Genomic DNA, 25,751 nt, shown 5'->3' with positions numbered 1-25,751 from the left:
TTCCTTTTGAAATCGATTAAAATATATTCAAGTAATATTAAAGCATGTATCAGTTGCTTACAAGCTATTTTTATTGATGAAGCATTAGCCGATAAAACTATTCCAAAATTTATCAGCAATAAAAAACTAGGTGCTAAAGACCGAGCTTTTATTGCTCAAACAGTATATGATATTGTTAGATATTGGCGAAGATATAGCTATACATTAGGTTACGAAAACGAAGACGATGCTGTTTTAATTAATTGGAATAAAGTAATTGCACTCTATTTAAAACAGCACTACAACATTCTTAATGAAGATTTCTTTGACTTTTCTTTTGATGAATTACATACTATAAATACGCATTTAGCTTGGCAAATAGAACAATCTTATCCAGATTGGTTACACGAAATTTGCCTCAATGAACTTAACGATGCTTGGTATAATATTGGAGAACAACTCAATCAATTACCTACAACTTACATACGAAGCAATACTATAAAAATTACAACAGCAGAATTATCTCAACTATTAACCAATTTAAATATAGAACATACTATTAGTAAATATATAAATTATTGTATAGAAATTACTAGTAAGAACAATTTAAAAAATACAAAATATTTCAACAACGGTTTGTTTGAATTTCAAGATATAGGTTCACAAAAAATAGTAGACTACTATAAAGTCAATCGTAGTGAAACAATTTTAGATATGTGTGCAGGAAAAGGTGGAAAAACGCTACAACTAGCTGCATTGCTTAAAAACAAAGGTAAAATTTTTGCTAGCGATATTGATGATAAAAGACTAGAGGTACTTCAACAAAGAATTAAACAGGCCAATGCTCGAAATGTACAAACTATTTTATTTGATGAAATAATCAAACACAAACCATATGATGTTATTTTAATTGATGCACCTTGTAGTGGTACTGGAACTTTTAGAAGAGTTGCCGATTTAAAATATAAATTAAGTTTAGAAGAAATAAACAATTGCATAGAAGACCAAGCTTTGCTACTAGACCAAGCAGCACAATTATTAAGTGAAAACGGAAAAATCATTTATGCTACTTGTAGTATTTTACCTTCAGAAAACGAAATGCAAGTGCAACACTTCTTACAACAACATCAACAGTTTAAGCTAATAAAATCAAAAAGTATTTTACCTAATCAATACAACGGCGATGCTTTTTATATGGCATTAATAACCAATGACTAGTAACATAGTAACAAATAGCTATTGACTAACTAACCAAAAATCGGTAATATTAAAAAAAGTGCTAATATAATTTGACTTTTATTAACAAATATTTTACATTGTAGGCACATAAAAACTACTAATGTTCAGAAATTATTTACTCATAGTTATACTACTGTTAAGTAGCGGTATTGCTTATTCAAGCGTTGATGAAGATATAAACCTAGAACTCATTTCAGGAGAATATTTTCACTATGATCATAATCAGTGTTATTTAAACATAGGACCAAGAGCTGCCTATGTTGGCATTGTAGTAGAAAATATTGGAGATAGTACCTATCATAACTTAACCGTTACACTTTCTCACTTTACTACTATTGGATATGGTTTGGCTGGCGGTCAGTTACCTATACTAAATGTAAAAGACAGTCTTGCTACTGGAGCAAAAGATACTTTATTTTGGTTTTGTACTTATCCTTGTGGTGTCAATCAAACTCAAATTGTGTTTATGGTTTCAGACATTGGTAGTCATTTCTTTTTCTTAGATACTACACCAATCATCAAAAATAAAAGAGAAATTAGTGCTAGCTCTGGTGGATTTATCTATACCAATACACTTTCTTCATTCGATACAGCCAATCAACAGATATGTTTTAATGCTAAATTTGGTTTTTCAAAACTCGATTCAACCGATTTGATTTTTATTCAGCCAGTAGCCAATTTGAGTTTTAATGCTTTTTGTTTTCAATTAGAATCGGCTCAAGTCTTATCTTCTCAAGATAGTAGCATGGGCTGTATTCCTTTAGGATATACTGGAATGTTCTTTGATGTAGATGAAAAATGTGGATTGCCGCCAGCTTGGGAAATAGAAGTAGAGTTTTGTTTTTCTATTCGATGTCATAATCAAATTACATCAGTAATTCCATATGCATCTACTATAAGTGGTAGAGATTTAAAATATTCTATAGCAGACGAAATTGTGAACTTAGTTTTGCCTATAGACTTAAGTTATTTTAAGGTAGATGCTATTGATAATAATGCAAAAATTGAATGGCAAACTTTATCTGAAGCAAATACCAGTTACTACGAAATAGAAAAATCGATAGATGGAATTAATTTTTATAGTATAGGAACGGTTAATGCTAGTGGTTTTTCTAGTGAACCTTTAACTTATAACTTCTACGATTTCAATATTAATAATATTAATTATTATAGATTAAAAACAAATTATTTAGACAATACTTCTGAATATTCTGAAATTATACTTTTAAAAGGAGGACAACAAAACACGATTACAAATGTGCAATTTTATCCAAATCCAACTAAAGATTTCATCACACTACATACCAATAATACTGCCAACAAAATTGTTGATGTTTATTTATTAGATGCTGTTGGCAATGTAAAAGATTTAGTTCAATTAAATCAAGATAGCAAGACCATTAACTTAAGTCAGTACCAAAAAGGATTATATTTTTTACAATATCAAGTAGATGGACAAAACAAAACAGAAAAACTACTCATCAACTAATGACCAATGACTAATAGCTAACTTCTAATAGCTTCAACAGGATCTAGTTTTGCTGCCATCATTGCTGGTATTATTCCAGATAAAATACCTAGTGCAAATGAAATTATAAAAGTAATATTTACATTTTTAGCATTTAAAGCAAAATCCATTCCAGAAGCTTCTGTTGCAAAATGTGTTCCTATAGCTACCATTCCTAAACCAATTAAACCACCTAGTACACATAAAAAGATAGCTTCAAACAAGAACTCTAATAAAATATCTCTGTTTTTTGCACCTAATGCTTTTTTAATACCAATTAATGGTTTTCTTTCAGAAACAGTAACAAACATAATATTGGCAATTCCAAAACCACCAACAAGTGTAGCAAAACCACCAATAATTCCACCAATAATTCCTAAGTAATAATATAAATCATTAAAACCATTAGCAAGTACACTCATCTCGTTAATAGAGAAATCATCATCTTGTTTTGGTCTTAGCTTTCTAGACGCTCGCATAATACCAATCAATTCATTTCTTAATTCATCTAAGGAAACACCTTCTTTACTTCTAACTTCAAGTGTAGTATTGGCATTATCATCATCACCAGATATATATCTATTATAATAACTTAAAGGTACTAAAACCGACTTATCAAAATTAAAACCAAGTAAGTCCTCTCCTTTTTTCTCAATAATACCAATTATTTTTACAGGTTTTCCAGCAATTTTTAATTCGTAGTTTACAGGATTTGGCACATTATCAAACAATTTTTCAGCCACTTCTTCTCCAATTACACAAACAGCAATTCCGTTATTCACTTCCATCGCAGATAAAAATCGTCCACTACTTAAATTAAACTGAAATACTTTAGCATAATCTGCCGATACGCCTACAACATCGCCACTATGCGTTTTATTGTCTTTATACGCCAATTCTGGCTGCGAGTTACTACTTTTTTCAAAAGCAAAGTACTCACCAAGTGTACTTTTATTCTTAGTATAAATAAAGTCGTTATACTTTACATTGGGTCGTTCAAAATATTTCCACCAAGGATAATCATTTGGTCCATCAAAAGTCCAAGCCCATTTATTTACAAACAAAATATTATCACCTAAACTATTAATAGAGTCGTTGATATTATTTTTAAGTGCATCTACTGCTGTAAGAATAGAAATAATACTAAAAATACCAATGCTAATACCAAATAATGACAGAAAAGTACGCAGTTTATTTGCCCAAAGTTGTTGCAATGTTAGTTTTAATGACTCCGAAAATAAACGAATTACTTGTTGCACGGCTCAAAGGTAAACAATTAATTATTTTTTTGGTTTAGTTAATTATAAAAGTATAAATTATTACTTTTGCACCTTTAAAATTATTCCGTAAAATAATTAATTATGAAATTATCTCAATTTGATTTTGATTTAGCTGAAAAAAGCATTGCTCTGTATCCGAACAAGAACAGAGATGAGTGTAAACTAATGGTAGTACACAAAGATTCTGGAAAAATAGAACACAAAATTTTTAAAGATGTGTTAGACTATTTTGATGAAGGCGATGTGATGGTATTAAACAACACGAAAGTATTTCCTGCAAGAATGTATGGAAATAAAGAAAAGACTGGTGCCAAAATTGAAGTTTTCTTACTACGAGAACTCAACCACGATTTAAAACTATGGGATGTATTGGTAGATCCTGCTAGAAAAATTAGAGTTGGTAACAAATTGTATTTTGGCGATGATGTTTTAGTTGCCGAAGTAGTTGACAATACAACTTCTAGAGGTAGAACAATTCGTTTCTTGTTTGATGGTACTGACGAAGAATTTAGAGAGCGATTGAATATTCTAGGTAATACACCATTACCAAAGTATATTAAAAGAGATGCCGAAGATCTAGACAAAGAATTTTATCAAACAATTTATGCTAAAGAAGAAGGTGCTGTTGCAGCTCCAACTGCTGGTTTGCATTTTAGTAGAGAGTTGATGAAACGCTTAGAAATTAAAGGTATTGAGTTTGGTGAATTAACACTACATGTTGGATTAGGTACTTTTCGTTCTATAGAAGTAGAAGATTTATCTAAACACAAAATGGATGCAGAATATTTTAAAATTGCACAAAACTGTGTAGATACTGTAAACAAAGCAAAACAAAGCGGAAAAAGAATTTGTGCCGTTGGTACTACAAGTATGCGTGCTATGGAAACTGCTGTTTCTGCCGAAAAATTATTAAAACCAATGGAAGGTTGGACAAATTTATTTATTCATCCACCATACGATTTTACCATTGCAGATTGTATGATTACTAACTTTCATACACCAAAATCTAGTTTGGTAATTATGGTATCTGCTTTTGCTGGTTACGAATTAATACAAGAAGCATACAAAGAAGCCATTAAGAAAAAGTATAACTTCTATTCTTATGGTGATGCCATGTTGATTATCTAATATATCAGTGGTTGATGTCTAACCAACCATTCTTCAAATCAAAATAATTAACTCAGTGTATTTTTTAATGCACTGAGTTTTTTTGTTGTAGGAATTATACCAGCAACTTATAAAATTCTATTACATTTTTAAGTAACTGTACATTACTTTTTACTTTATCTAACTTTTTATTGTACTTTGATATATATATTGTATGATAACCTAATTTTTCTGCTTCTGCAATTCTAATATCTACTTTGTTCACTGCTCTAATTTCACCACTCAATCCAACTTCACCACTAAAACAAACTAAATTATCTATTGCAATATCATTGTAAGAAGACAACAACGCTGCAACAACAGCCAAATCGGTTGCAGGATCTTCTATACGCAAACCACCAGCTATATTTAAAAACACATCTTTAGTGCCAAATTTAAAACCACATCGTTTATCTAAAACTGCTAATAACATATTGAGTCGTCTTAAATCGTAGCCAGTACTACTGCGTTGTGGTGTTCCATAAACTGCTGGCGAAACCAAAGCTTGTACTTCTACCAATAAAGCACGCATGCCTTCAATTGTTGCAGCAATAGCAATACCACTCACCTTCTCGTCTCTTTCTGTAATTAATAATTCTGAAGGATTGCTCACTGGTCGCAAACCACTACTTTGCATTTCGTAGATACCCAATTCTGCAGTAGAACCAAATCTATTTTTAATCGTTCTAATAATTCTATAATTATAATTTCTATCACCTTCAAACTGCAACACAGTATCTACCATATGTTCCAATAGTTTTGGTCCAGCAATGATTCCTTCTTTGGTAATATGACCTATAATAAAAATAGGTATATTATATTGTTTAGCATATTGTTGTAAAATATGTGTTGTTTCTCTTATTTGCGAAATACTTCCAGGTGCAGCATCTATCAATTGTGTTTGTAGTGTTTGTATAGAATCTATCACCACCATATTTACTTTTAATTGTGTTATTTGGTGAATGATATTTTCTACAATAGTATTAGTAAACAAATATAATTTTTCATTATTAAAACTAATTCTATCTGCACGCATTTTAATTTGTCGTTCACTTTCTTCGCCAGAAACATACAACACACTTAAACCTTTTGCTTGTAATGCCATTTGTAGCAATAAAGTCGATTTTCCAATGCCAGGTTCTCCACCTAAAAGTACTAAAGAACCTGGCACAATACCACCACCTAACACTCTGTTTAGTTCATTGTCTGTAGTAATAATTCTATAATTATCTTGCTCAGGAACTTCATCAAGCGTATACGACTTTAGCGTTTTACTAGATAATGCTGGATGTTGATTTTTATTTGGTTTCTCTACAATTTCTTCTACCAAACTATTCCATTCGCCGCAATTACTACACTTGCCACTCCATTTAGAAGCCACACTACCACAAACCTGACAAACAAAAACCGATTTAACTTTACTCATTGCTTAAAATTAATTTTAAAATTTAAAAAGCAAAAGAAAATCGTACAATATCCATTCAATTAAGTATATTTATTGCTCAATATGTCTTTGTTTTCTAATATTATTTTTTCCGATGCTTATCGACTTTTCTTTCCTAGAATTTGTCCGAGTTGTAATAATGCATTGATTAAAGAAGAAACATATATTTGTTTGCATTGTTCTTTAAATTTACCACTCACTAATTTTGAATCGTTTAGAGGAAATCCAGTAGAACAAGTTTTTGAAGGTAGAGTAGACTTAAATTTTGCTACGAGTTTATTATTCTTTTCTAAGCATGAAGGTGTTCAAAATATCATGCATCAAATAAAATATAATAATCAAAAGGAATTAGCCGTTTATATTGGACAACTACTTGGAGAAAGATTAATGACGCTACATAAACAAAAAAAAATAGATGCTATAATTCCTGTTCCATTGCATCCAAAAAAGCAACATCAAAGAGGTTATAATCAATCAGAATATATTGCACAAGGCATTAACAAAGTATTGAATACAAAAATTATAAATCATTATTTAATAAGAAAAGAATATAATTCAAGTCAGACTAAGAAAAATAGAATGGAGCGATGGGACAATGTGGCTGAAGTTTTTCAAATTAATTCCAAAACAAAAATTGCTGGCAATCATTTTTTACTAGTAGATGATGTTTTAACTACAGGTGCAACTTTAGAAGCATGTAGTGTAACTTTAAAAAATAACTTAAATTGTGAACTCAGTATTGCAACGATTTGCTACGCAATGTAATCAAGATAATATATGAAACATGTAACAAAATATAGTATTTTCGTTTTTCTTTTTGTAGGAATGATAATAATGTCGTCGTCTTGTAAAAAAGATAAATTTAGTACAGACATTATTTCGTTTTCTACCGATACGCTTAAGTTTGATACTATTTTTACGACGCTTGGTTCTACTACAAAATTTTTCACGATTAGAAACACCGATAAAAATCCTGTAATCATTGATGAAATAAAACTGGCTGGTGGCACCAATAGTAGTTATAGAATTAATGTTGATGGAGATGCTGGTACTTCATTTAGTAATATAGAAATTCCTGCAAACGATAGTATTTATGTCTTTGTTGAAGTAACTATTGATCCAAATACAAATAATTTACCTTTTGTATTATACGATTCTATTCAATTTTTTAGCAATAACAAACAACAGCAAGTGATATTAGAAGCATATGGACAAAATGCTCATTTTTTTGATGGTGATACGATTTACAATAATACCACTTGGAATAACGACTTGCCTTTTGTTATATTGAATTATTTATATATTGATGCTGGAGCTTCATTAAATATCAATCAAAATTGTACGGTTTATTTTGGTGGAAGTGCAGCACTGCTTGTCAATGGCAACTTAACAATTAATGGTGGAAATGATACCTCTGAAGCTGTTACATTTAGAGGTTACCGATTAGATAATGACATAAGTGGTACTGCTTACGACAAATATCCTGGACAATGGCTTGGTGTTTTCTTCTTGAGAAATAGCACAGGAAATATCAACAATTTAAACCTACGAAACTCTAGCTATGGTATAAATGCAGGTAATATTTCTACTACAGATAATGCTGAACAAAATTTAATTGCACTACAAAATGTAAATATCAATAACGCACCAATTGTAAACATAAGTAATTCTAAAATATATAATAATTTATTCTATGGAATCTTTGGATTTAATGCTATCATCAATGGCGAAAACTTATTAGTGCATGGTGCAGCACAAAATGTACTAGGTTTATATTATGGTGGAAACTATGCTTTTACCAATTGTACTTTTTACGCAGGTGGAAATGCTTATATCAGTCATAGCCAAACACCACTGTTTTACGCCAGTAATTATTTTGTTTACGATGAAAACCAAGCACCATTACAAGCAGATTCTACCAATATATATATTGCTAATTCAATTTTATATGGCACACTAGAAGAAGAAATTGTTTTAGACGATGACAACAATAATACACATTTATTATATCATAATTTTATTAATTGTTGTATAAAAAATACTAATGAAAATTTATTATCATTACCTACATTCCAAAACTGCTTTAATAATAATCCAGAGTTTGAAAACATTACTAAATTCGATTTTAGGTTAAAGGACAACTCTCCTTGTATTGATGCAGGAAGCAATTTAATTCCTTATCCATTAACCGATTTGAGTGGACAATCACGAACAACAATTCCAGATGTAGGTTGCTATGAAAAAAACTAAAATCGTACAACAAATAAAAAAACTTTACCAATTACTTGGATACTCTTTTCCAATACAGTTGCTATTATTGCATATAAAAAAATATTTATTTTTTACAATTATTTGGGTACTATTTTTCTCAGTTGTTTCTGGAACTTTTATGGAAAAATACGGTGCTCAACTACTTTTACTCGATCCAGAATATTTAGGCGAAGTTGGCTTTCTAAGCTTCTTCATTATCGGATTAGGCATGGGTGGTTTTATTATGGCTTGGAATGTTTGCTTTTATATATTAAATTCTTACAGATTTGAATTTCTAGCATCTGTTTCTAAACCATTTGTACGATTTTGCTTCAATAATATTATTATTCCAATTGCATTTACTATAACTTATTTAGTAATGCTCATTAAATTCTATCATCAACAAGAAATAAATGACCTAAAAATTTTGCTCTTAAATATAGCTGGTTTGTGTTTAGGTAATTTAGTAATGATAATAGTTTATACTATATATTTTATTTATATTAATGATGATATTGAAACCTTTTTAGAAAAGCTATCTGAGAAATCTAAAAACAACTTACTACTTAAAAATATAAAGCTAGAAAAGCTAAGTTTAGATACAGAATTTGAGCAGAGCGACCAATGGAGCGTGTCTTCTTATTGGCATTATCCTTGGAAAATTAATCGTTTACAAAGACAATCTTTCTACGACAAAAACTTAGTACAAAGAGTAATGTTGCTACACCATAGAAATGCATTTGTAATTATTCTAGTAAGTATTGCCATATTAATTGTACTAGGAAGTTTAATAGAAAATCCAATTTTTAGAATTCCAGCTGGTGCTTCTTTTATGATGTTGGCAACTGTTTTTATGGTATTTATGACTTTTATTACTTTTTGGTTTAGAGGTTGGAGCTTTGTTGCCGTAATTATACTTATAGCATTATTAAATTTTCTTTCTAAATATAATTTAGTAGTATATAATCATAAACTAGCTGGATTAAAATATGAAACACCATTAAATTATGGTAACGAAGAGTTAGATCAAAGTATTTCTAGAGCATCTATTAATAAAGATATTTTATATACTACGAAAATTCTTAATCGATGGAAAAGAAAAAACAGAGCCAACCATAAACCAAAACTCATTTTATTAAATTGTGCTGGTGGTGGTTTAAAAGCATCCTATTGGACTTTCCTTGTATTACAAGAGTTAGATAAATTGACCAAACAACAATTTTTCAAACATACTTCTTTAATTAGTGGTGCTTCTGGTGGAATGCTCGGTGCTGCATACTATAGAGAACTCAATAATTTAAGCTTACACAACGATAGCATTAATGTTTTAAATGAAAATTATTTAAATAATATAGGAAAAGATATATTAAATGGTATTGCCTCTTCTATTGCAATGAATGATGTTTTTTATCCATGGAGAAAATTTGAATACAATGGAGAAAAATATAATAAAGATAGAGCATATATGTTTGATTTATGTTTTAATGAAAACACCAATTTCTTACTCAACAAATCAATAAGCGATTATAAAGAAGCAGAACAAAAAGCAGAAATTCCTATGATGATTTTGGCTTCTACTATTGCTAACGACCAAAGACTAGCGTTAATGTCGCCACACAACATTAGTTTTATGGTAAAGCCATATTTGTTAACCAATCAAAATACAGATGATTATATTTCTCCAGACTGCTACGATTTTAGAAATTACTTTAGTAGTGTTGGTGCAGACAGCGTTAATTTTGTAAGTGCATTGCGAATGAATGCAACTTATCCATACATTTTGCCAAGCGTATACTTACCAACTAATCCTAGTACCAAAGCACTAGATGCTGGTATTAGAGATAATTTTGGTTGGTTGGTCTCTTCACGATTTTTAAGTGCTTTTAGTGATTGGGTAGATGAAAATACTTCTGGAGTTATATTTGTAGTAGTTAAAGTAGATGACAAATTAAAGTCCTTGAAAAAAGACACGAAATCGAGTTATATGGACGAACTGACTTCGCCATTAGGTAGTATTTTTTCTAATATGATGGTACTACAAAATTATAACTCTGACCAAGTTTTAGCTACGCTAGATAATATGATTGAGCAAGACATTACCGTTTTAGATTTTACTTATAAACCAAGTGCTGCCAACAAAAAAGCATCTATGACTTTTCATTTAACCAATCAAGAGAAGAAAAATATTCAGGAAGCTTTTAATAATGAAGACAATCAATACAATGCGATGAAGCTAAAAGGACTTTTGTTGGAATAAATTTTATATCTTAGTAAGTTACTGCTTAAGAAATGACAAAAAAATGTATCAATTTATTTTTCCTAATTTTTGTATTTATTTTAGGATATGCACAAAAAGAATATAGATTTGATTATTCTAATATAAATAATTTTGTTTATTATAAATATGTAAAAAATAATAATAAAAAAACTATTTCTGTTCTAAATTTTTTACCTAGTCCACAACAAAATTGTAGTAATGCACAACCAGTATGTATTTCACAATCTGGACCATATCCACACCAAACAGGAATAGGTACTGGTGGTAATGAAATTAATGGTAATGCTTCTTGTTTAAAAGATGGTGAAAAAAACTCTGTGTGGTATGTAATTACTGTAACACAAAGTGGAAATTTAAACTTTGTTATATCTCCAGTTCGACCTTCAGATGACTATGACTGGGCTGTTTTTGATATCACCAATCATCCTTGTTCTGCTATTAAAACAAATCCAGCTTTAGAAATTAGTTGTAATTATTCAGCAACTTCTGGTGCTACAGGGACTACTACTAATCCTAATTTAAGCTCAAATACAGATCAATATGGTCCACCATTTAATAGCTCAATTCCAGTAACCGCTGGTCAAACACTAGCTTTAGTTATAAATAACTATACTGGCTCTACTAGTGGTTATAGCTTAGATTTTAGTGCATCAACGGCTAGTATGTATGATAATGTTAAACCAACAATTAAATCTATAGCTATAGATTGTAATGGGAAACTAAAACTCACTTTTTCTGAAAATATAGATTGTAGTAGCTTTACCAATAGCGATTTTATTATTCAAGGTACAAACGGAAATTATACTGGTACAATTGTAAGTGGTTGTACTAATGGTGCTACTTATTTCGATGAATTTGAAATTACTGCAACTACAGCACTTCCTATAAACGAAAACTATCTGTTTAATTTAGTAGGTAATGTTTCTGACAACTGTGGTAATATTTCTGATGTCGCTAGTATCGGCTTTAGTTATAACAAGCCAAAAATTTTTCTAGGAAATGATACTACTATTTGTTCTAACAACAATCTAATACTAGATGCTACCACACCAAATGCTACAAATTATGTGTGGAATACTGGTGCTAATACGCCAACAATTTCTGTTAATAGCAGTGGTACATATATTGTAACAGTTACTGCCAATGGCTGTACTACAAAAGATACTATAATAATTACAGCTGGTAGTCCAACTATGCCATCTATAACTATAAGTGCTAGTAAAGATACCGCTTGCTCTAGAGAAAATATTACATTCACTGCTACGCCAATAAATGGCGGAAGTAATCCAACATTTCAATGGTATGTAAATAATGTAGCTACAGGTACTAATAGTAATACATTTAGTGCTTCTACATTAAACAATAATGATAAAATTAAAGTAGTAATGAGTAATACAGGAAGTTGCGTTTCTAGCAATGCTGTTACTAGTAATATTATTAAAGTTACTATCACTCCTACAAAAACTCCAAATATAAATTTAACTGCAAACCAAAACAATGTTTGCGATGGTACACAAATTATATTTACAGCTACGCCAACAAATGGCGGAAGCAATCCAATATATCAATGGTATTTAAATAATCAATTACTAAACAATAGTAGTAATACATTTATATCAGATTCATTAAATAACAACGATAATATTAAAGTAGTACTCACTAATACTACTGATGTATGTTTAACTAAGACTAAAGACACTAGTGATATAACTGCAATTATTAATCCAAATTTATTGCCATCTGTTGCAATATCTGCTAATCAAAATAATGTATGTAAAGGAAGTACTATTTCATTTACTGCTACACCAAGTAATGTAGGAAGCAATATATCTTATCAATGGTATCTCAACAATAATAGTATAGGCAACAATAGTAATACATTTACTTATTCTAATTTTAATAATAATGATTTAGTAAAAGTAATTATTAAAGATAACAGCACTGGTTGTTATGCTACAAGAACTGGAATTAGTAATACTATTACGGTTAACATTGATACACCAGTTACACCAACAGTAAATATAATTTCAGTTTCTAATAATATTTGCAAAAATAAAGAAGCCACTTTTAATGCTCATTATACTTTTGGTGGTAATAATCCGAGTTTTGAATGGCTTGTAAATAATCAATCTATAGGAAATAACGATAGTATTTTTAGTACTACTACTTTAAATAACAATGATAAAATAAGTGTAAAAATGACTAGTAGTTTAAATTGTGTTACTAGTCAGACAGCTACGAGTAATACTATACCAATGGCTGTTAATGAAGCAAATTATCAAACACCAAGTGTAGTAATTTGTCACGGTGAAGACACAACTATTAACTTGCAAATTCAAACAAATACCAATTCAGATTATATTTTATATTTCCAAAATTCAGTGTATAATAATTCTAGTATTGTAAAAGTTGTAGGTGATATTACACAAGCTATTCCATTTACAATAAATTATGGTAGTGATTGTTATGTAGAAGATACAATTGATTTAACCGTTTTAGAAAACCCAATAGTTGAAGCTTTAAGTGATAGAACAAAAGTGAAACCAGAAACTGTAATTCACTTAGATGTACTCACAGATGCAACAAATATAATTAGATATAATTGGTTTCCACCAGACAGTATCACTTATCCGAACAAAGCTAGCACTACTGCAATAGTTAGTACTACAACAAACTATATTGTAACAGTAACTGACAATAATAACTGTAAAGGAGAAAGCAGTATTTTGGTTGAAGTAATTAATATTTGCGATGGTGAATATATTGCTATTCCAAATGCATTTACACCAAATAATGATGGCATTAATGATTGTTTCAAATTGATTTCGCCAACAGCAGAAGATTTAGTTTCGTATAATTTGAAAATATTTAATAGATGGAGTGAGCTAGTTTTTGAATCGAATCATATTGAAAATTGTTGGACTGGCTTTTATAAAAATCAAATGAGCGAAGTAGATACATACACTTATATACTACAAATAAGTTGTACTAATGGTACAATTACGACAAAAACTGGAAGTGTTGCACTAACAAAATAACAGCTTATACACTTTTTAAAAAGTCTTCGATTGGTGCTTTGTCTGCTGCACTTTTATATTGATATTCATGTAATATTTCATTCTTATAAACTAGAAATATTCCTGGCATTTGATAAATATCACTATCATCAACAAAACCTGCGTTGATATTTTTTTTGAATTTTAAACCTATTGCTCTTTTCCATACTTTCCAACCAAACAATTGTAAAAATTTTCCTCGTCTTAGTTGAAATGTTTTATACAACATCGATTCTTTATCTATAATATAAGTAATATCATCTAATTCGTGTTGTTGAAATACTTGTTCGCATATGGCTCCATCCGACATATTAACTAAAACTACATTAATATTTTTTTCTTTAAATATTTCACTCTTTTTAGCAACTACAGTTAAGGTTTCCTTGCAAAAAGAGCATCCTAAATGTCGTAAGAAAATCAACAAAACAGGTTGTTGTTCATTTAAATCAGCTAAGCTATCACCTTTATTGGTATAGTACATTTGCATAGTACTTGCTCTATCTGCTTGATGTATTTGAATTAAATGTTCATCGAGTAAATAATTGAAATTATAAATTCTATATAATATATAATATAATGGAATAAGCCAAATAATGAAATGTATAAGCATAAAATTAAATATGCTCATTTTTTCATTATTAAAATAAAATAAGAAAAAACCAATGAGTGCTACTGTTTTAATTAAAGCACTCAAGAAAACTATAATCCAATGTTTATATATATTAAAAGATGAAATAAAAAAACCTAAGCCAAAAACAATTTCTACAATACCAATAAATTGCCAAATACAAGTATAATTTATCATGTCTATACTTGTCCAATAAAACCAAAAATGCGGAAAACAAATTACACTAAGTCCCCAAAAAATATGATATAAAGCAGCTATATATAGTAATACCTTAACCGACTTATCTTTATCTATTTTTATTGATGCATTCATGCAGTATGATAAACAACCTATAACGAATAATGTTCAGCTATTGTTTTAATTCGTAATTTTTTCTTATAAAAAATTGGTCTTCTTTGCTAAAGCTAAAGATTTTTTAATTGAAGCAATAAATCATCAAATGCTAATTGTTCTTGAGTACCTTGTTTCATATTTTTCAGCACAACAGTATTATTTTTTATTTCATCTTCACCAAGTACACACATAAACGGAATTTTCTTTTTGTCGCAGTACGAAAATTGTTTTTTCAACTTATCTGTTTCTGGATATAACTCTGTATTAATTCCTGCTGCTCTTAATTGAGTTACTAATGCTAATGTATGAGTTAATGTTTCCTTACTAAAATTTGCAACCAAAACTTGTGTAGCTGTATTAATATCTGCCAGCAAATTTAGTTGTTGCATTGCAGTAAAAATTCTGTCTAAACCAAGCGTAGTACCAACAGCTGGAACATCATTTCCTGTAAACATACTAATTAAAGTATCGTATCTTCCTCCACCAGTAAGCGAACCAATGTGTGGATGTTTGGGCAACTTGGTTTCAAAAATTGGACCTGTGTAATAATCTAAACCTCTTGCTAAACTAATATCAAATATAAAATTATTTTCATTTACATTTAATATTTTAAGATAATTAAAAATTTCATTTAATTCTGCAATACCTTCTTGTGCTATTTCAACATCTTGTAATAACTCGCTTAAAGTTTGTAGTGTTACCTTTTCTTGAACTAGTTTTTCTAATTGTGCAATGGCTTCATTTGGAACTTGATTGTCTGCTAATTCTTTTGCTACATCATTCCAATGTGTTTTATCTAATTTATCTATTGAACGAGCAATGATTGGTGTAAATTCAGTAGTTAAATTCAAATATGTAGTTAATCCATTTAATATTTTTCTATTATTTATCTTGATTAGAAAATCATCAAAACCTAAAATTGTTAATACTTGATATGTAATGGCAATTAACTCTGCATCTATAATCATAGAAGTGCTACCAACACAGTCCACATCACATTGATAAAATTCTCTAAATCTGCCTTGATGTGGTTGTGGTCTGTCTGCTCGCCAAACTGGTTGAATTTGATAGCGTTTAAAAGGCATCGTTAGATGTGGATGCATAGCAATAACTCTTGAAAAAGGTACTGTTAAATCGTAGTGCAACGCAGCTTCGTCTTTAGTATCTGTTTTATAGTTGAGTTTGTAGATAAGTCTATCAGCATCTTCGCCATATTTTCCACTCAAAACATTTAGGTATTCTATAGCTGGAGTTTCTATTGGAGCAAAACCAAATTGTTTAAACACAGTTCGCATTACAGAAAGAATTTGCTCTCTATGTAACATTTGCTCTGGTAAAAAATCTCTTGCACCTTTAAATACTCTTGGCTTTATCATATGTTAATTGCATTTATAATTTTCTTCTACCATAAAAATAAATGGTTTATTTAATGGCAAGTATTGTTCTTGTTTTATTTCAAATCCTTTTTTAGGATAATAATTAATATAGGTAATATTCTTAAGTAATATAGATTGCTGTTGCTTTTTAATTTCAACTTCCACTACTTCATTATTACTATAATGTACTGTCATTCTCTTAATTGGAATTTTATTATTTTCAGTAGTATATATTACTTTACTATCTAAAGAATCGACTTTAAAATATTCTATCCATTTTGGTTTATTGATATCACAAGACAATAACAATTGCATTTCTTTATTCCAGTTAATAGTATCTTGAGTAATTTGTTCTTTATTATCTACTGCTACAATGGTTTTTATACAACCACAATTGTTTTGTTGTAAGCTGTCTATGTCTTGTTGTATTAATGCATTCAAGTCAAACAAAGCTTTGTTATTTGATTTTATTTTTGACTGATTACACGACATCAATAAAAATACCACTACTAATATATATATGTATCTTTTCAAAATAAAACAGTTCCAGCCATTTCGTTAGGAATATCAATTTGCATAACTTTTAGCATGGTTGGTGCAATATCTGCTAAAATTCCTGGTTGCAAAGTTGGTTTCAAGTTGTTGTCAATCATAAATAATGGCACTACATTTTTAGTATGTGCTGTATTGATGCTTCCATCATTATTTACCATAATATCTGCATTACCATGATCTGCTGTTACAAAAATACAGTAGTTGTATGCTAATGCTTTTTTCACCACTTGCTCTACACAAGTATCAACCGTTTCAGCTGCTTTTACTGCTGCATCAAAAACGCCAGTATGTCCAACCATATCTGTATTTGCAAAATTTAAAATAATACAATCTGGTTGTTTTTCTTCAATATATTGAATCACTGCATCTTTCACTTGAAAAGCACTCATTTCAGGTTGTAAATCGTAAGTTGCTACTTTAGGTGAGTTAATCATAATGCGTTCTTCACCATCAAATTGATCTTCTCTTCCACCAGAATAAAAAAACGAAACATGTGGATACTTTTCTGTTTCTGCAATGCGCAATTGTGTTTTGTTGTTTTTACTCAACACTTCACCCATTGTGTTGCTAATGTTTTCTTTTCCATAAATGCTATTCACTTTCACAAAAGCATCATCGTAAACAGTCATCGTTGTATAATACAATTCCAATGCTTTCATATTATATGTTGGAAAATCTTGTTGCGTTAAAACTTCAGTAATTTCTCTACATCTGTCAGTTCTAAAATTAAAACAAATTACAGCATCGTCATTTTTTATAGTAGCAATTGGCTGTTGATTTTCTACCATCACTTTTGGCAAAATAAATTCATCTGTTACACCATTATCGTAAGAAGATTGTATAGCATCAATAGGATTTTCAAAAACATCGCCTTCGCCTTTCACCAATAAATTATATGCTTTTTGTATGCGTTCCCATCTTTTATCTCTGTCCATAGCATAATATCTACCACAAAGACTTGCAACTTTAATAGATGTATTTTTTATATGATTCAATAGTATTTTTAAATACTTTATTCCATTTGTAGGAGCAGTATCTCTTCCATCTAAAAAACAATGAATATATACTTTAGTTAGATTGTGTTTTAAAAGAATATCGCACAAAGCTAACAAGTGATTGATATGTGAATGTACACCACCATCTGAGACCAAACCCATTAAATGCAATGCTTTATCATTTTGCTTGCAGTACGCTATGGTTTCTTGTAGTACTTTCTGATTTTCAAAACTACCATCGGCAACTGCTCTGTTAATTTTTAGCAACTCTTGATAGATAATTCTTCCTGCACCAATGTTCATGTGTCCAACTTCAGAATTTCCCATTTGATGATTAGGTAATCCAACATACTCTCCATGTGTTAACAAACGCGTATTAGAATATTGCTGATATAAACTATCAACAAAAGGCGTTTTTGCTTTAGCAATGGCACTTTGAGAAACATTATTGTTTATTCCCCAACCGTCCATAATTATCAACATTGTTTTTTTTTGCTTGTCCGTTAACATCTTTTTAGTATTTTGGCACAAAATATGTAGCAGATAATGCGAAGTTAATCAATAATGAATTTATTAAAGCACATATGGCTATTTATGTTAGTATTATGGTTTGGGCAAATCCATGCTCAATCAGAGTACAATGGCATTATATTGGCTATTAATAAAGGTAATACTGCTGAGCTTTCTAAGTATTTTGATAATAGAATAGATATTAGCATTAATGGCGAAGCGAATAATTACAGTAAAGAGCAAGGCGAAATTATTTTATCGAAATTTTTTAATGAATTGAGCGATAAAGAATTGACCATTGTTAAAAAAGTACAAAATGCTAAAGGTTTGTTTATTATGGGAAACTTAAAAACGAAACAATCCAATTATCGTGTTTTTATTAACATCAAACAAATTGATAATAAAATCATTTTACAAGAAATAAGGTTTGAGAAGACCTAATTTAACAAAAGCAATTCTCTTTATCTGATATTTTCCTTATCATTACAGCTTTAATTATTGAGATATGATTGATGTTGCTTACCTAAATTCATTTATACAACAAGCATTAGCAGAAGATGTAAGAGATGGCGACCATTCTTCTTTAGCTGCGATAGATAAAAATGCTATTGGAAAAGCCAAACTCTTAGTGAAAGACAATGGCATTCTTTGTGGTTTACCTGTTGCTATAGCAATTTTTAATGCAGTAGATAAAAATCTTGCTTTAGATATTTTAATAGAAGAAGGCAGTACTATACAATATGGCGACATTGCTTTTTTTATAGAAGGTAGTGCTATTTCTATTTTAACAGCAGAACGATTGGTACTCAACTGTATGCAACGCATGAGTGGTATTGCTACCAATACCAAACAATATGTAGATGCAGTTAAAGGTACTAATACCAAAATTTTAGATACTAGAAAAACAACACCAAACTTACGACCACTAGAAAAATATGCAGTAGCTATTGGTGGTGGTGTTAATCACAGATTTGGTTTGTTTGATATGATTATGTTGAAAGACAATCACATTGATTTTTGTGGTGGCATTACTAAAGCTATTCATAAAACACAAGCTTATTTAAAAGAAAATAATTTAAACTTAGATATTGAAGTTGAAACCAGAACTTTAGATAATGTAAAAGAAGTGTTAGCATGTGGTGGTATAAAACGCATTATGTTAGATAATTTTTTGCCAGAAGATGTTAAAACTGCTGTAGATTTAATCAATCACGAATATGAAACAGAAGCAAGTGGTGGTATTACTTTAACTAACATACGACCTTATGCCGAAGCTGGTGTAGATTATATTTCTGTTGGAGCGTTGACACATAGTGTTAAAAGTTTAGATTTAAGCTTAAAAGCAACTATTTTGAAATAGGTGTCACTTTAAAATATATAATATATTCAAATGGAAGTATTACACCAGAATATTAAGTTGTCAGTATTAATAAGTGCTTACTTTGTTATCAGTATACAAATATTATTAGCTAAAGATGATTCTTTAAACCTAGTTCCAAACGGAAGTTTTAACCAAGTAGAAAATTGTTATACCGATGATGAAACTTTTGAATTTATTAATGATTGGTATATTCCTAATACAGCATCGACTGATTATTTTCTTAAATGCAGAAATAAATATGGTTTATCAAGAACAATTCCATATAGTCATAAATTAGGTTATCAAGATTGTCTTGATGAGGACGGTTATGTTGGTTTTCTTGCCTATAAAAGTAATATGAAGCATTCTCCAAAGGATTATAGAGAATATTTAGCAGTACAGTTAAAAGAACCATTAAAAAAAGAAAAAAAATATATTTTAAGTGCATACTTTAATCTAGCAGATACATCAGTATATGCAGTATATCCAATTAGCTTTGGTTTCACCAATCATCGTTATTATCACCCAGAACTTATACTAAATTACATACCAATCGATAGTTTAACTGGCTCTGTAGATGTAGTAGACTATTTTATAGAAGACAAAGTAAATTGGGTAAAATGCGAAAAAGAATATACAGCAAAAGGAGGAGAACAATATTTAATAATAGGTAACTTTAAACCAGACTGTGAAAGTCAAAAAAAGAAAGTAGCCAATTATAAAACAAAGAATAAAGAAGTTTTATCTTACTATTTTATAGATTTGGTATCTATTATAGAAAAGAAAGGAATAAAATAATTTTCAACAAAAAAGATTATATTTGAATAGTATACTGGAATATTTTTCATGCCTAAAATTATATATGATGGATACAGCTACTATGAATAAAATAAATGATAAATTAAAATATATTCCTAATAATTTAGCTAAAGATATTATAGCTTATATAGATTTTCTTTCTTTTAAACAAGATGATTCCGATTGGAGTGAAGCACTGTCAACAGAAGAGATACATTTAATAGAAAAAGGAAAAAATGATATTAATAGTAATAATACATATTCTGATGTAGAAGCTAAAAACATAATATTACAACATAAACAAAAATTACAATGACTACGGTCATATGGACGCAAACTGCTTTAGACAATTATCTATCAATTATAGATTACTTATTTGAACATTGGACTAATAAACAAATTGATAAATTTGAACAAAATGTAGAACAAGTAGTCTGTAGAATTCAACATCATAATCAAATTGGAAAATTATCTAAAATTCTAAATTACAGGAAAATTATTATCAATAAGCATATTTCCTTAATTTATGCATTAGAAAACAACTCTATATATTTAATTGCATTCCTACATAATAAATCAAATCATGCTTTTTAATTAACACTAAATAGTTGCTTTCCTAAGCAATAAGCTATTAGAAAAATAATACATATATTTGTTGGCTAATATGGCAAAGAAACAAAAAGTAAGATTCTTAGTCAATCCAAAGTCTGGTGGATTTTTTGGTGCGAGATTCAATGAAAGAATGGTCAAAAAGTATTTAGACTTAAACAAATTCGACTACGACATTCATGTTACCAAATTTGCTGGTCATGCTATAAAACTAGCACAACAATCTTTAATTGATAAAGTAGATATTATTGCTGTTGTTGGTGGCGATGGCACTCAAAACGAAGTAGGACAAGTCATTATGAACTCACCTATTAAACTAGCTAGTATTCCTACTGGTTCTGGAAATGCCAATGCCAGAAAACTACAAATTCCAATTAACATTGCTCATGCTATTGAATTAATCAATACAGGAAAAGTATTTAAAATAGATGCTTGCTTGGTCAATCATCAACCATTTTTTATGACTGCTGGATTAGGTTATGATGGTAAAGTTATACAACGATTTAATCAATTAAAAATTCGTGGTGTTGGTGCTTATGTAACAAGTGTTTTAACTACGGCTTTTACCTACGATTTACCAACTTACACTATTACTTTAGATGATGATAGCGTAATAGAAACTAAAGCATTTACTGTTTTAATGACATCAACAGGTCAGCTAGGTTATGATGTAGAATTTTCGCATGAAAGTATATTAAATGATGGAATATTTGAAATTTGTATAGTTAAAGATTTCAATAGAATGCGAGTACCTTCTATGATTCAAGAAGCATTTTTTGGAGATATTGCTTCGCTAGATATATTAGAAAGACATGCTTGCAAAAAAGCAAGTATAAAATGCAACACGATTGAAAATTTACAAATGGACGGCGATTATAAAGGTAGCACAAATTATATAGAAGTAAGCATTCAAAAAGAAGCACTTAAATTTATAGTAAGTAAAGATTTTAAGTTATGAGCAAAAACGACAAAAACTGGAAAGAAAGATTAGGCACCGTATATTCAACTAATCCAGATTTTAATTATGAATACGAAAACGATATTGAAGAAGAAACTTTAGAAAATAACAAGCAATTATTATATATCTATAAAGATAATAAACAGCGAAAAGGCAAGGTCGTAACTATTGTAGACAACTTTATTGGCACTACAGATGACTTAAATGACTTAGCAAAATTCTTAAAAACAAAATGTGGTGTTGGTGGTGCAGTAAAAGATGGACAAATTATTATTCAAGGCGATTTGAAAGACAAAATCAAAACCATTTTAGAACAAGCAGCTTATAAAACTAAACTGAAATAGATGAACTACAAAAAAGCCATCAAACAATTAGATCAAAAGTCTGAAGATTTACAAGATACCTATAAACAGCTTGAAAAAAAGTTTAAGAAACTAAAAAAATATGAAGCAGATGAAATGATGCACGCTGCTCACGATTATGCTTTTGAAAAAATAGATTGCTTAAAATGTGCTAATTGCTGCAAAACTATTCCACCATTAATTGAACCAGAAGATATTAAACGCTTAGCGAAACATCTTCAGATTACAGAAAAAGAATTTAAGCAAAAATACATTACTAAAGACGAAGATGGCGACTTAGTTTTGAATATCGTACCATGCATGTTTTTAAACAAAGATAATACATGTAGTATTTATAGTATCAGACCGAAAGCATGTGCAGAATATCCATTTACCAATTATACCAATTGCAAAAAAATATTTGATACTTATATTTTAAATGCAGGAACTTGCTTAGCAGTTTCCGATGTATTAGACCAATTATCTGATGATTTGTTGGAGTGATGCGACGCTATAAGTTTTTTCCACTAAAAAATGATATATTTAAACTAAATTAGAAGAAAAATTGATTGCTATGGAAACACTATTAGTAAAAATAAATGAAAATGGTAAAGCATCAATATTGATAGAAATGTTAAAATCTATGGATTTTGTTTCCTCTGTTGATTATTTTGATAATTTAATAAAGACACGCCGTTTATTTGATGAAGTTAACCAATTAGCAGCTGAAACAGAATTGTCAGAAATGACAATGGATGATATTATAGCAGAAATAAAAACGCACAGACTTGAAAAGCAATCTAATAGTAATTGATACCAATGTTTTTATTTCTTCGATAATTGGACAACTTGGATATCCAAGAAGAATTTTTGATGAATTAGTACTCACTAATGAAATACAAATTTGTTTATCAGAGACAGTACTATTAGAATATTATGAAGTTGCAAATAGAGAACGATTTAAAAAATATAAAGATTTCAACAAAAAAGCAAATGAACTAATTGAAGCAATAAAACTAAAAGCCATCTGGTTCTCACCAAAAGAAGAAATTGATATTCTACCAGATAAAGACGATAACAAGTTTATTGAATTAGCAGTAGAAGCAAATGCTAATTATATAGTTACAGGCAATACAAATGACTTTATCATTACAGAATTTAGAGGTATAAAAATATATACACCAAAACAGTTTTATGAAGAGTGGATTAAAAATGAAATTGATTAAAACCAAAACACAATGAAAAAAGCAAGCAATATTATAATAGTAATCGGAGTAATGGCATTGTTTTTCTTTGCTTTAATATTTTTTGCTAAAAACAATCAGAAAAATAAGGAAAAGAAGATAATAGAGAATAGTGCTACAACTTACGCTACTATTTTATATTGTGGTTTTAAAAATGATAATGGCAATTTTGTTTCTATAGAATATTTTATTGATGATAAAAAATATTTAAACCGAACAAGTGCTCCAAGCAAGCAATATCAAGAAAATGAACAAATTGAAATTGTATATAATAAAGAAGCACCTGAAAAATTTATCGCTCACTTCTATAATATGAAGATTAATGATACTATTAAAGTAGACTCATCAGAAGCAACAATAACCAATATAGTTGCTACAAAATCAAATACTACAAGTTTAATTGATTATGAATATTTTATCGACAATATAAAATATACTAGAACAAACGAAGTATTAATTACTGATACTATAAATTACAGTATTGGGCAAAAAATAGTAGTGTCGTATAATGTAAATAATCCTAAGAGTTCGATTGTAGTGCAATAGTTTAAGTTGATTTATAGTATATCTTTCTTATAAAATATTTTTAATTTAAAATATTTACTTATCTTGCTATCATAATGATTAATAATATATTGAAAAATATTAAAATAAACCACTATGGACTAAAAGTCCATAGTTTTGTTACGGACTGAAAGTCCTATTTCGGACAGTACTTCTCTATTCAATTATAAAATTATCATTTGAGTTCGTATTTGGATTCCTATGATGTTCTAAATATTCATTTACCATTTCATCTGTTATATTACCTGTACTCCAGCAACCATAACCTATTGCCCAAAAATGACGACCCCAATATCTCTTCTTTAACTCTGGAAACTCTATCTGTAATTTTCGTGAACTGCGTCCTTTCAATAATTTTACCATGCTACTTATTGATTGTGATGGACGATATTCTATATGCATATGAATATGATCTTTGGATACTACTCCTTTCAATATTACAATATCTTCTGCTTCACATATTTGCATCAAAAGACTTCTACACCTTACTTTTATATCTCCTTCCAATACTGCATATCTATATTTTGTAGCCCAAACAATATGTACTGTAAGCCGTGATATGCTATGACCATTGACCCTTTGGTATTCCATACTACAAAAGTAAACATTTTTAGAAGCTAAAGCGAAATGCACTAAAGTGCATAGTTTTAACTATTTTTGAGACCAATAAAAAACAACCAATTGGAAAAACAATAGGACTAAAAATCATAATCGCAAAAGATTTAAATATATAGTTTCTAATCATAACTTTAATTATCTCAAATCAATATTCAATAGTTTTAGTAAAGGTATAGAATTGACCGATGAAGAAGTAAAAGAATCATATTATAAGTTTTCAAACAGAATACAAACCAATACTATTTCTGCTGCCGAACTAGAATTTGTAATTGTAGCAACAATTGTAGTACATAAACCACAACTTACAGAAGAACTGTTATATCAACCATTACTAATGCTTGTTTGGTCATTTGGCAATGAAATTGACTGTGAAACTGTAATTAAATTTGTAGATGGCTATATTCTACATGAAAAAGCAAAACCATATGGAGGAATACCAGATGTCGATGCTGTAAATTGGTTAAATCAATACTTTAAAAATAATAAAGTTATTATTCAGAGAAAATTAATAGAGGTAATTAAAAAGAATAATGAAGAATTATTAAAAACATAAAAAATCTCACTTCACTCAAAGGTACTCAAAGAAAGATTTTTTCTAGTAATTCCAAAAAAACTCAAAATTCTACCAAAAATTTCCCGTTCACTCATTATTTCGTCCGTTCACTCATTTAATTTTTAGTTTT

At 29.3% G+C, this 25,751-nt stretch carries 26 protein-coding genes; 19 read left to right on the top strand and 7 right to left on the bottom strand.

Annotation, left to right across the window (positions count from 1 at the left end):
• Positions 1–6: 6 nt before the first annotated feature.
• Positions 7–1,197: an RsmB/NOP family class I SAM-dependent RNA methyltransferase gene (locus H6553_04715; protein MCB9033118.1), complete on the top strand. Its 1,191-nt coding sequence runs from the start codon at positions 7–9 to the stop codon at positions 1,195–1,197.
• A 121-nt stretch (positions 1,198–1,318) separates the two neighbouring features.
• Positions 1,319–2,707: a T9SS type A sorting domain-containing protein gene (locus H6553_04710; protein ID MCB9033117.1), complete on the top strand. Its 1,389-nt coding sequence runs from the start codon at positions 1,319–1,321 to the stop codon at positions 2,705–2,707.
• A 17-nt stretch (positions 2,708–2,724) separates the two neighbouring features.
• On the opposite strand, the gene H6553_04705 is transcribed toward H6553_04710, so the two are convergent.
• On the bottom strand, positions 2,725–3,984 hold the full coding sequence (locus H6553_04705; protein MCB9033116.1) for an ABC transporter permease: 1,260 nt from the start codon (positions 3,982–3,984) through the stop codon (positions 2,725–2,727).
• Positions 3,985–4,086: 102 nt separating this feature from the next.
• Here H6553_04705 and queA point away from each other — a divergent pair, with 102 nt between their 5' ends.
• Entirely contained in the window at positions 4,087–5,133 is a 1,047-nt protein-coding gene (queA, locus tag H6553_04700; protein ID MCB9033115.1) for a tRNA preQ1(34) S-adenosylmethionine ribosyltransferase-isomerase QueA, read from the top strand.
• A 94-nt stretch (positions 5,134–5,227) separates the two neighbouring features.
• On the opposite strand, the gene radA is transcribed toward queA, so the two are convergent.
• A complete protein-coding gene (radA, locus tag H6553_04695) occupies positions 5,228–6,577 on the bottom strand; it encodes a DNA repair protein RadA (GenBank protein ID MCB9033114.1) in 1,350 nt (449 codons plus the stop codon).
• Between the two features lie 81 nt (positions 6,578–6,658).
• On the opposite strand from radA, the gene H6553_04690 reads away from it, so the two are divergent.
• Genes H6553_04690 through H6553_04675 form a run of 4 tightly spaced genes read left to right on the top strand, consistent with a single transcriptional unit; the run spans position 6,659 to position 14,161 of the window.
• On the top strand, positions 6,659–7,360 hold the full coding sequence (locus H6553_04690) for a ComF family protein (GenBank protein ID MCB9033113.1): 702 nt from the start codon (positions 6,659–6,661) through the stop codon (positions 7,358–7,360).
• A 12-nt stretch (positions 7,361–7,372) separates the two neighbouring features.
• Positions 7,373–8,845 (top strand): hypothetical protein, encoded by a 1,473-nt coding sequence (locus H6553_04685; GenBank protein MCB9033112.1) that lies wholly within the window; start codon positions 7,373–7,375, stop codon positions 8,843–8,845.
• Positions 8,832–11,102, top strand: coding sequence for a hypothetical protein (locus H6553_04680; protein ID MCB9033111.1), 2,271 nt, complete (start codon positions 8,832–8,834; stop codon positions 11,100–11,102). The genes H6553_04685 and H6553_04680 overlap by 14 nt, the downstream gene beginning before the upstream one ends.
• Positions 11,103–11,134: 32 nt before the next feature.
• Entirely contained in the window at positions 11,135–14,161 is a 3,027-nt protein-coding gene (locus H6553_04675; GenBank protein MCB9033110.1) for a gliding motility-associated C-terminal domain-containing protein, read from the top strand.
• 4 nt (positions 14,162–14,165) lie between these two features.
• Here the strand turns inward: H6553_04675 and H6553_04670 are convergent, their stop codons facing one another.
• From H6553_04670 to H6553_04655, 4 genes are all read right to left on the bottom strand, one after another.
• Entirely contained in the window at positions 14,166–15,119 is a 954-nt protein-coding gene (locus tag H6553_04670) for a redoxin domain-containing protein (protein MCB9033109.1), read from the bottom strand.
• Between the two features lie 92 nt (positions 15,120–15,211).
• The gene (gene hisS, locus H6553_04665; GenBank protein MCB9033108.1) at positions 15,212–16,516 is read right to left on the bottom strand and encodes a histidine--tRNA ligase; all 1,305 of its coding nucleotides are present in this window, start codon (positions 16,514–16,516) and stop codon (positions 15,212–15,214) included.
• Between the two features lie 3 nt (positions 16,517–16,519).
• Positions 16,520–17,050 (bottom strand): hypothetical protein, encoded by a 531-nt coding sequence (locus tag H6553_04660; GenBank protein ID MCB9033107.1) that lies wholly within the window; start codon positions 17,048–17,050, stop codon positions 16,520–16,522.
• Positions 17,047–18,576 (bottom strand): 2,3-bisphosphoglycerate-independent phosphoglycerate mutase, encoded by a 1,530-nt coding sequence (locus H6553_04655; GenBank protein ID MCB9033106.1) that lies wholly within the window; start codon positions 18,574–18,576, stop codon positions 17,047–17,049. Before H6553_04655 ends, H6553_04660 begins: the two co-directional genes overlap by 4 nt.
• Before the next feature lie 84 nt (positions 18,577–18,660).
• Between H6553_04655 and H6553_04650 the strand changes: the two genes are divergently transcribed.
• The 11 genes from H6553_04650 (at position 18,661) to H6553_04600 (ending at position 24,432) form a co-directional block, all read left to right on the top strand.
• Positions 18,661–19,017 carry a DUF4783 domain-containing protein gene (locus H6553_04650; protein ID MCB9033105.1) on the top strand — a complete coding sequence of 119 codons (357 nt, stop codon included), beginning with the start codon at positions 18,661–18,663 and terminating at the stop codon, positions 19,015–19,017.
• Between the two features lie 64 nt (positions 19,018–19,081).
• Positions 19,082–19,936 (top strand): carboxylating nicotinate-nucleotide diphosphorylase, encoded by an 855-nt coding sequence (nadC, locus tag H6553_04645; protein MCB9033104.1) that lies wholly within the window; start codon positions 19,082–19,084, stop codon positions 19,934–19,936.
• A gap of 30 nt (positions 19,937–19,966) precedes the next feature.
• The gene (locus H6553_04640; GenBank protein MCB9033103.1) at positions 19,967–20,734 is read left to right on the top strand and encodes a hypothetical protein; all 768 of its coding nucleotides are present in this window, start codon (positions 19,967–19,969) and stop codon (positions 20,732–20,734) included.
• 64 nt (positions 20,735–20,798) lie between these two features.
• Positions 20,799–21,050 carry a hypothetical protein gene (locus H6553_04635; GenBank protein MCB9033102.1) on the top strand — a complete coding sequence of 84 codons (252 nt, stop codon included), beginning with the start codon at positions 20,799–20,801 and terminating at the stop codon, positions 21,048–21,050.
• Complete coding sequence (locus tag H6553_04630) at positions 21,047–21,328, top strand: type II toxin-antitoxin system RelE/ParE family toxin (protein MCB9033101.1); 282 nt, start codon at positions 21,047–21,049, stop codon at positions 21,326–21,328. The genes H6553_04635 and H6553_04630 overlap by 4 nt, the downstream gene beginning before the upstream one ends.
• A 70-nt stretch (positions 21,329–21,398) precedes the next feature.
• On the top strand, positions 21,399–22,301 hold the full coding sequence (locus tag H6553_04625; GenBank protein ID MCB9033100.1) for an NAD(+)/NADH kinase: 903 nt from the start codon (positions 21,399–21,401) through the stop codon (positions 22,299–22,301).
• Positions 22,298–22,645: a translation initiation factor gene (locus H6553_04620; protein MCB9033099.1), complete on the top strand. Its 348-nt coding sequence runs from the start codon at positions 22,298–22,300 to the stop codon at positions 22,643–22,645. The genes H6553_04625 and H6553_04620 overlap by 4 nt, the downstream gene beginning before the upstream one ends.
• A gap of 114 nt (positions 22,646–22,759) precedes the next feature.
• A complete protein-coding gene (locus H6553_04615) occupies positions 22,760–23,146 on the top strand; it encodes a YkgJ family cysteine cluster protein (GenBank protein MCB9033098.1) in 387 nt (128 codons plus the stop codon).
• A gap of 70 nt (positions 23,147–23,216) precedes the next feature.
• The gene (locus H6553_04610) at positions 23,217–23,456 is read left to right on the top strand and encodes a hypothetical protein (GenBank protein MCB9033097.1); all 240 of its coding nucleotides are present in this window, start codon (positions 23,217–23,219) and stop codon (positions 23,454–23,456) included.
• Entirely contained in the window at positions 23,431–23,868 is a 438-nt protein-coding gene (locus H6553_04605; GenBank protein ID MCB9033096.1) for a putative toxin-antitoxin system toxin component, PIN family, read from the top strand. The genes H6553_04610 and H6553_04605 overlap by 26 nt, the downstream gene beginning before the upstream one ends.
• A gap of 12 nt (positions 23,869–23,880) precedes the next feature.
• Positions 23,881–24,432, top strand: a complete 552-nt coding sequence (locus H6553_04600; protein ID MCB9033095.1) for a hypothetical protein — start codon at positions 23,881–23,883, stop codon at positions 24,430–24,432.
• Positions 24,433–24,606: 174 nt separating this feature from the next.
• On the opposite strand, the gene tnpA is transcribed toward H6553_04600, so the two are convergent.
• Complete coding sequence (gene tnpA / locus H6553_04595; GenBank protein ID MCB9033094.1) at positions 24,607–25,041, bottom strand: IS200/IS605 family transposase; 435 nt, start codon at positions 25,039–25,041, stop codon at positions 24,607–24,609.
• A gap of 205 nt (positions 25,042–25,246) precedes the next feature.
• Here tnpA and H6553_04590 point away from each other — a divergent pair, with 205 nt between their 5' ends.
• Positions 25,247–25,621, top strand: coding sequence for a hypothetical protein (locus H6553_04590; GenBank protein MCB9033093.1), 375 nt, complete (start codon positions 25,247–25,249; stop codon positions 25,619–25,621).
• The last annotated feature ends 130 nt before the right edge of the window (positions 25,622–25,751 follow it).

This window comes from Chitinophagales bacterium, from assembly GCA_020636535.1.
Lineage (GTDB): Bacteria > Bacteroidota > Bacteroidia > Chitinophagales > JADIYW01 > JADJSS01.
Note: the sequence above shows the minus strand (reverse complement) of the source record. Positions and strands in the feature narration are given on the sequence as shown.

Bases quoted from the DNA above. Each gene is read 5' to 3' on its own strand.
- H6553_04625 (MCB9033100.1), top strand. From the start codon at position 21,399: ATGGCAAAGAAACAAAAAGTAAGATTCTTAGTCAATCCAAAGTCTGGT.
- hisS (MCB9033108.1), bottom strand. From the start codon at position 16,516: ATGATAAAGCCAAGAGTATTTAAAGGTGCAAGAGATTTTTTACCAGAG.
- radA (MCB9033114.1), bottom strand. From the start codon at position 6,577: ATGAGTAAAGTTAAATCGGTTTTTGTTTGTCAGGTTTGTGGTAGTGTG.
- tnpA (MCB9033094.1), bottom strand. From the start codon at position 25,041: ATGGAATACCAAAGGGTCAATGGTCATAGCATATCACGGCTTACAGTA.
- H6553_04675 (MCB9033110.1), top strand. From the start codon at position 11,135: ATGACAAAAAAATGTATCAATTTATTTTTCCTAATTTTTGTATTTATT.
- H6553_04615 (MCB9033098.1), top strand. From the start codon at position 22,760: ATGATGCACGCTGCTCACGATTATGCTTTTGAAAAAATAGATTGCTTA.
- H6553_04600 (MCB9033095.1), top strand. From the start codon at position 23,881: ATGAAAAAAGCAAGCAATATTATAATAGTAATCGGAGTAATGGCATTG.
- H6553_04710 (MCB9033117.1), top strand. From the start codon at position 1,319: ATGTTCAGAAATTATTTACTCATAGTTATACTACTGTTAAGTAGCGGT.
- nadC (MCB9033104.1), top strand. From the start codon at position 19,082: ATGATTGATGTTGCTTACCTAAATTCATTTATACAACAAGCATTAGCA.
- H6553_04680 (MCB9033111.1), top strand. From the start codon at position 8,832: ATGAAAAAAACTAAAATCGTACAACAAATAAAAAAACTTTACCAATTA.
- H6553_04685 (MCB9033112.1), top strand. From the start codon at position 7,373: ATGAAACATGTAACAAAATATAGTATTTTCGTTTTTCTTTTTGTAGGA.
- H6553_04630 (MCB9033101.1), top strand. From the start codon at position 21,047: ATGACTACGGTCATATGGACGCAAACTGCTTTAGACAATTATCTATCA.
- H6553_04670 (MCB9033109.1), bottom strand. From the start codon at position 15,119: ATGAATGCATCAATAAAAATAGATAAAGATAAGTCGGTTAAGGTATTA.
- H6553_04655 (MCB9033106.1), bottom strand. From the start codon at position 18,576: ATGTTAACGGACAAGCAAAAAAAAACAATGTTGATAATTATGGACGGT.
- queA (MCB9033115.1), top strand. From the start codon at position 4,087: ATGAAATTATCTCAATTTGATTTTGATTTAGCTGAAAAAAGCATTGCT.
- H6553_04690 (MCB9033113.1), top strand. From the start codon at position 6,659: ATGTCTTTGTTTTCTAATATTATTTTTTCCGATGCTTATCGACTTTTC.
- H6553_04620 (MCB9033099.1), top strand. From the start codon at position 22,298: ATGAGCAAAAACGACAAAAACTGGAAAGAAAGATTAGGCACCGTATAT.
- H6553_04635 (MCB9033102.1), top strand. From the start codon at position 20,799: ATGATGGATACAGCTACTATGAATAAAATAAATGATAAATTAAAATAT.
- H6553_04650 (MCB9033105.1), top strand. From the start codon at position 18,661: ATGTTAGTATTATGGTTTGGGCAAATCCATGCTCAATCAGAGTACAAT.
- H6553_04610 (MCB9033097.1), top strand. From the start codon at position 23,217: ATGGAAACACTATTAGTAAAAATAAATGAAAATGGTAAAGCATCAATA.
- H6553_04640 (MCB9033103.1), top strand. From the start codon at position 19,967: ATGGAAGTATTACACCAGAATATTAAGTTGTCAGTATTAATAAGTGCT.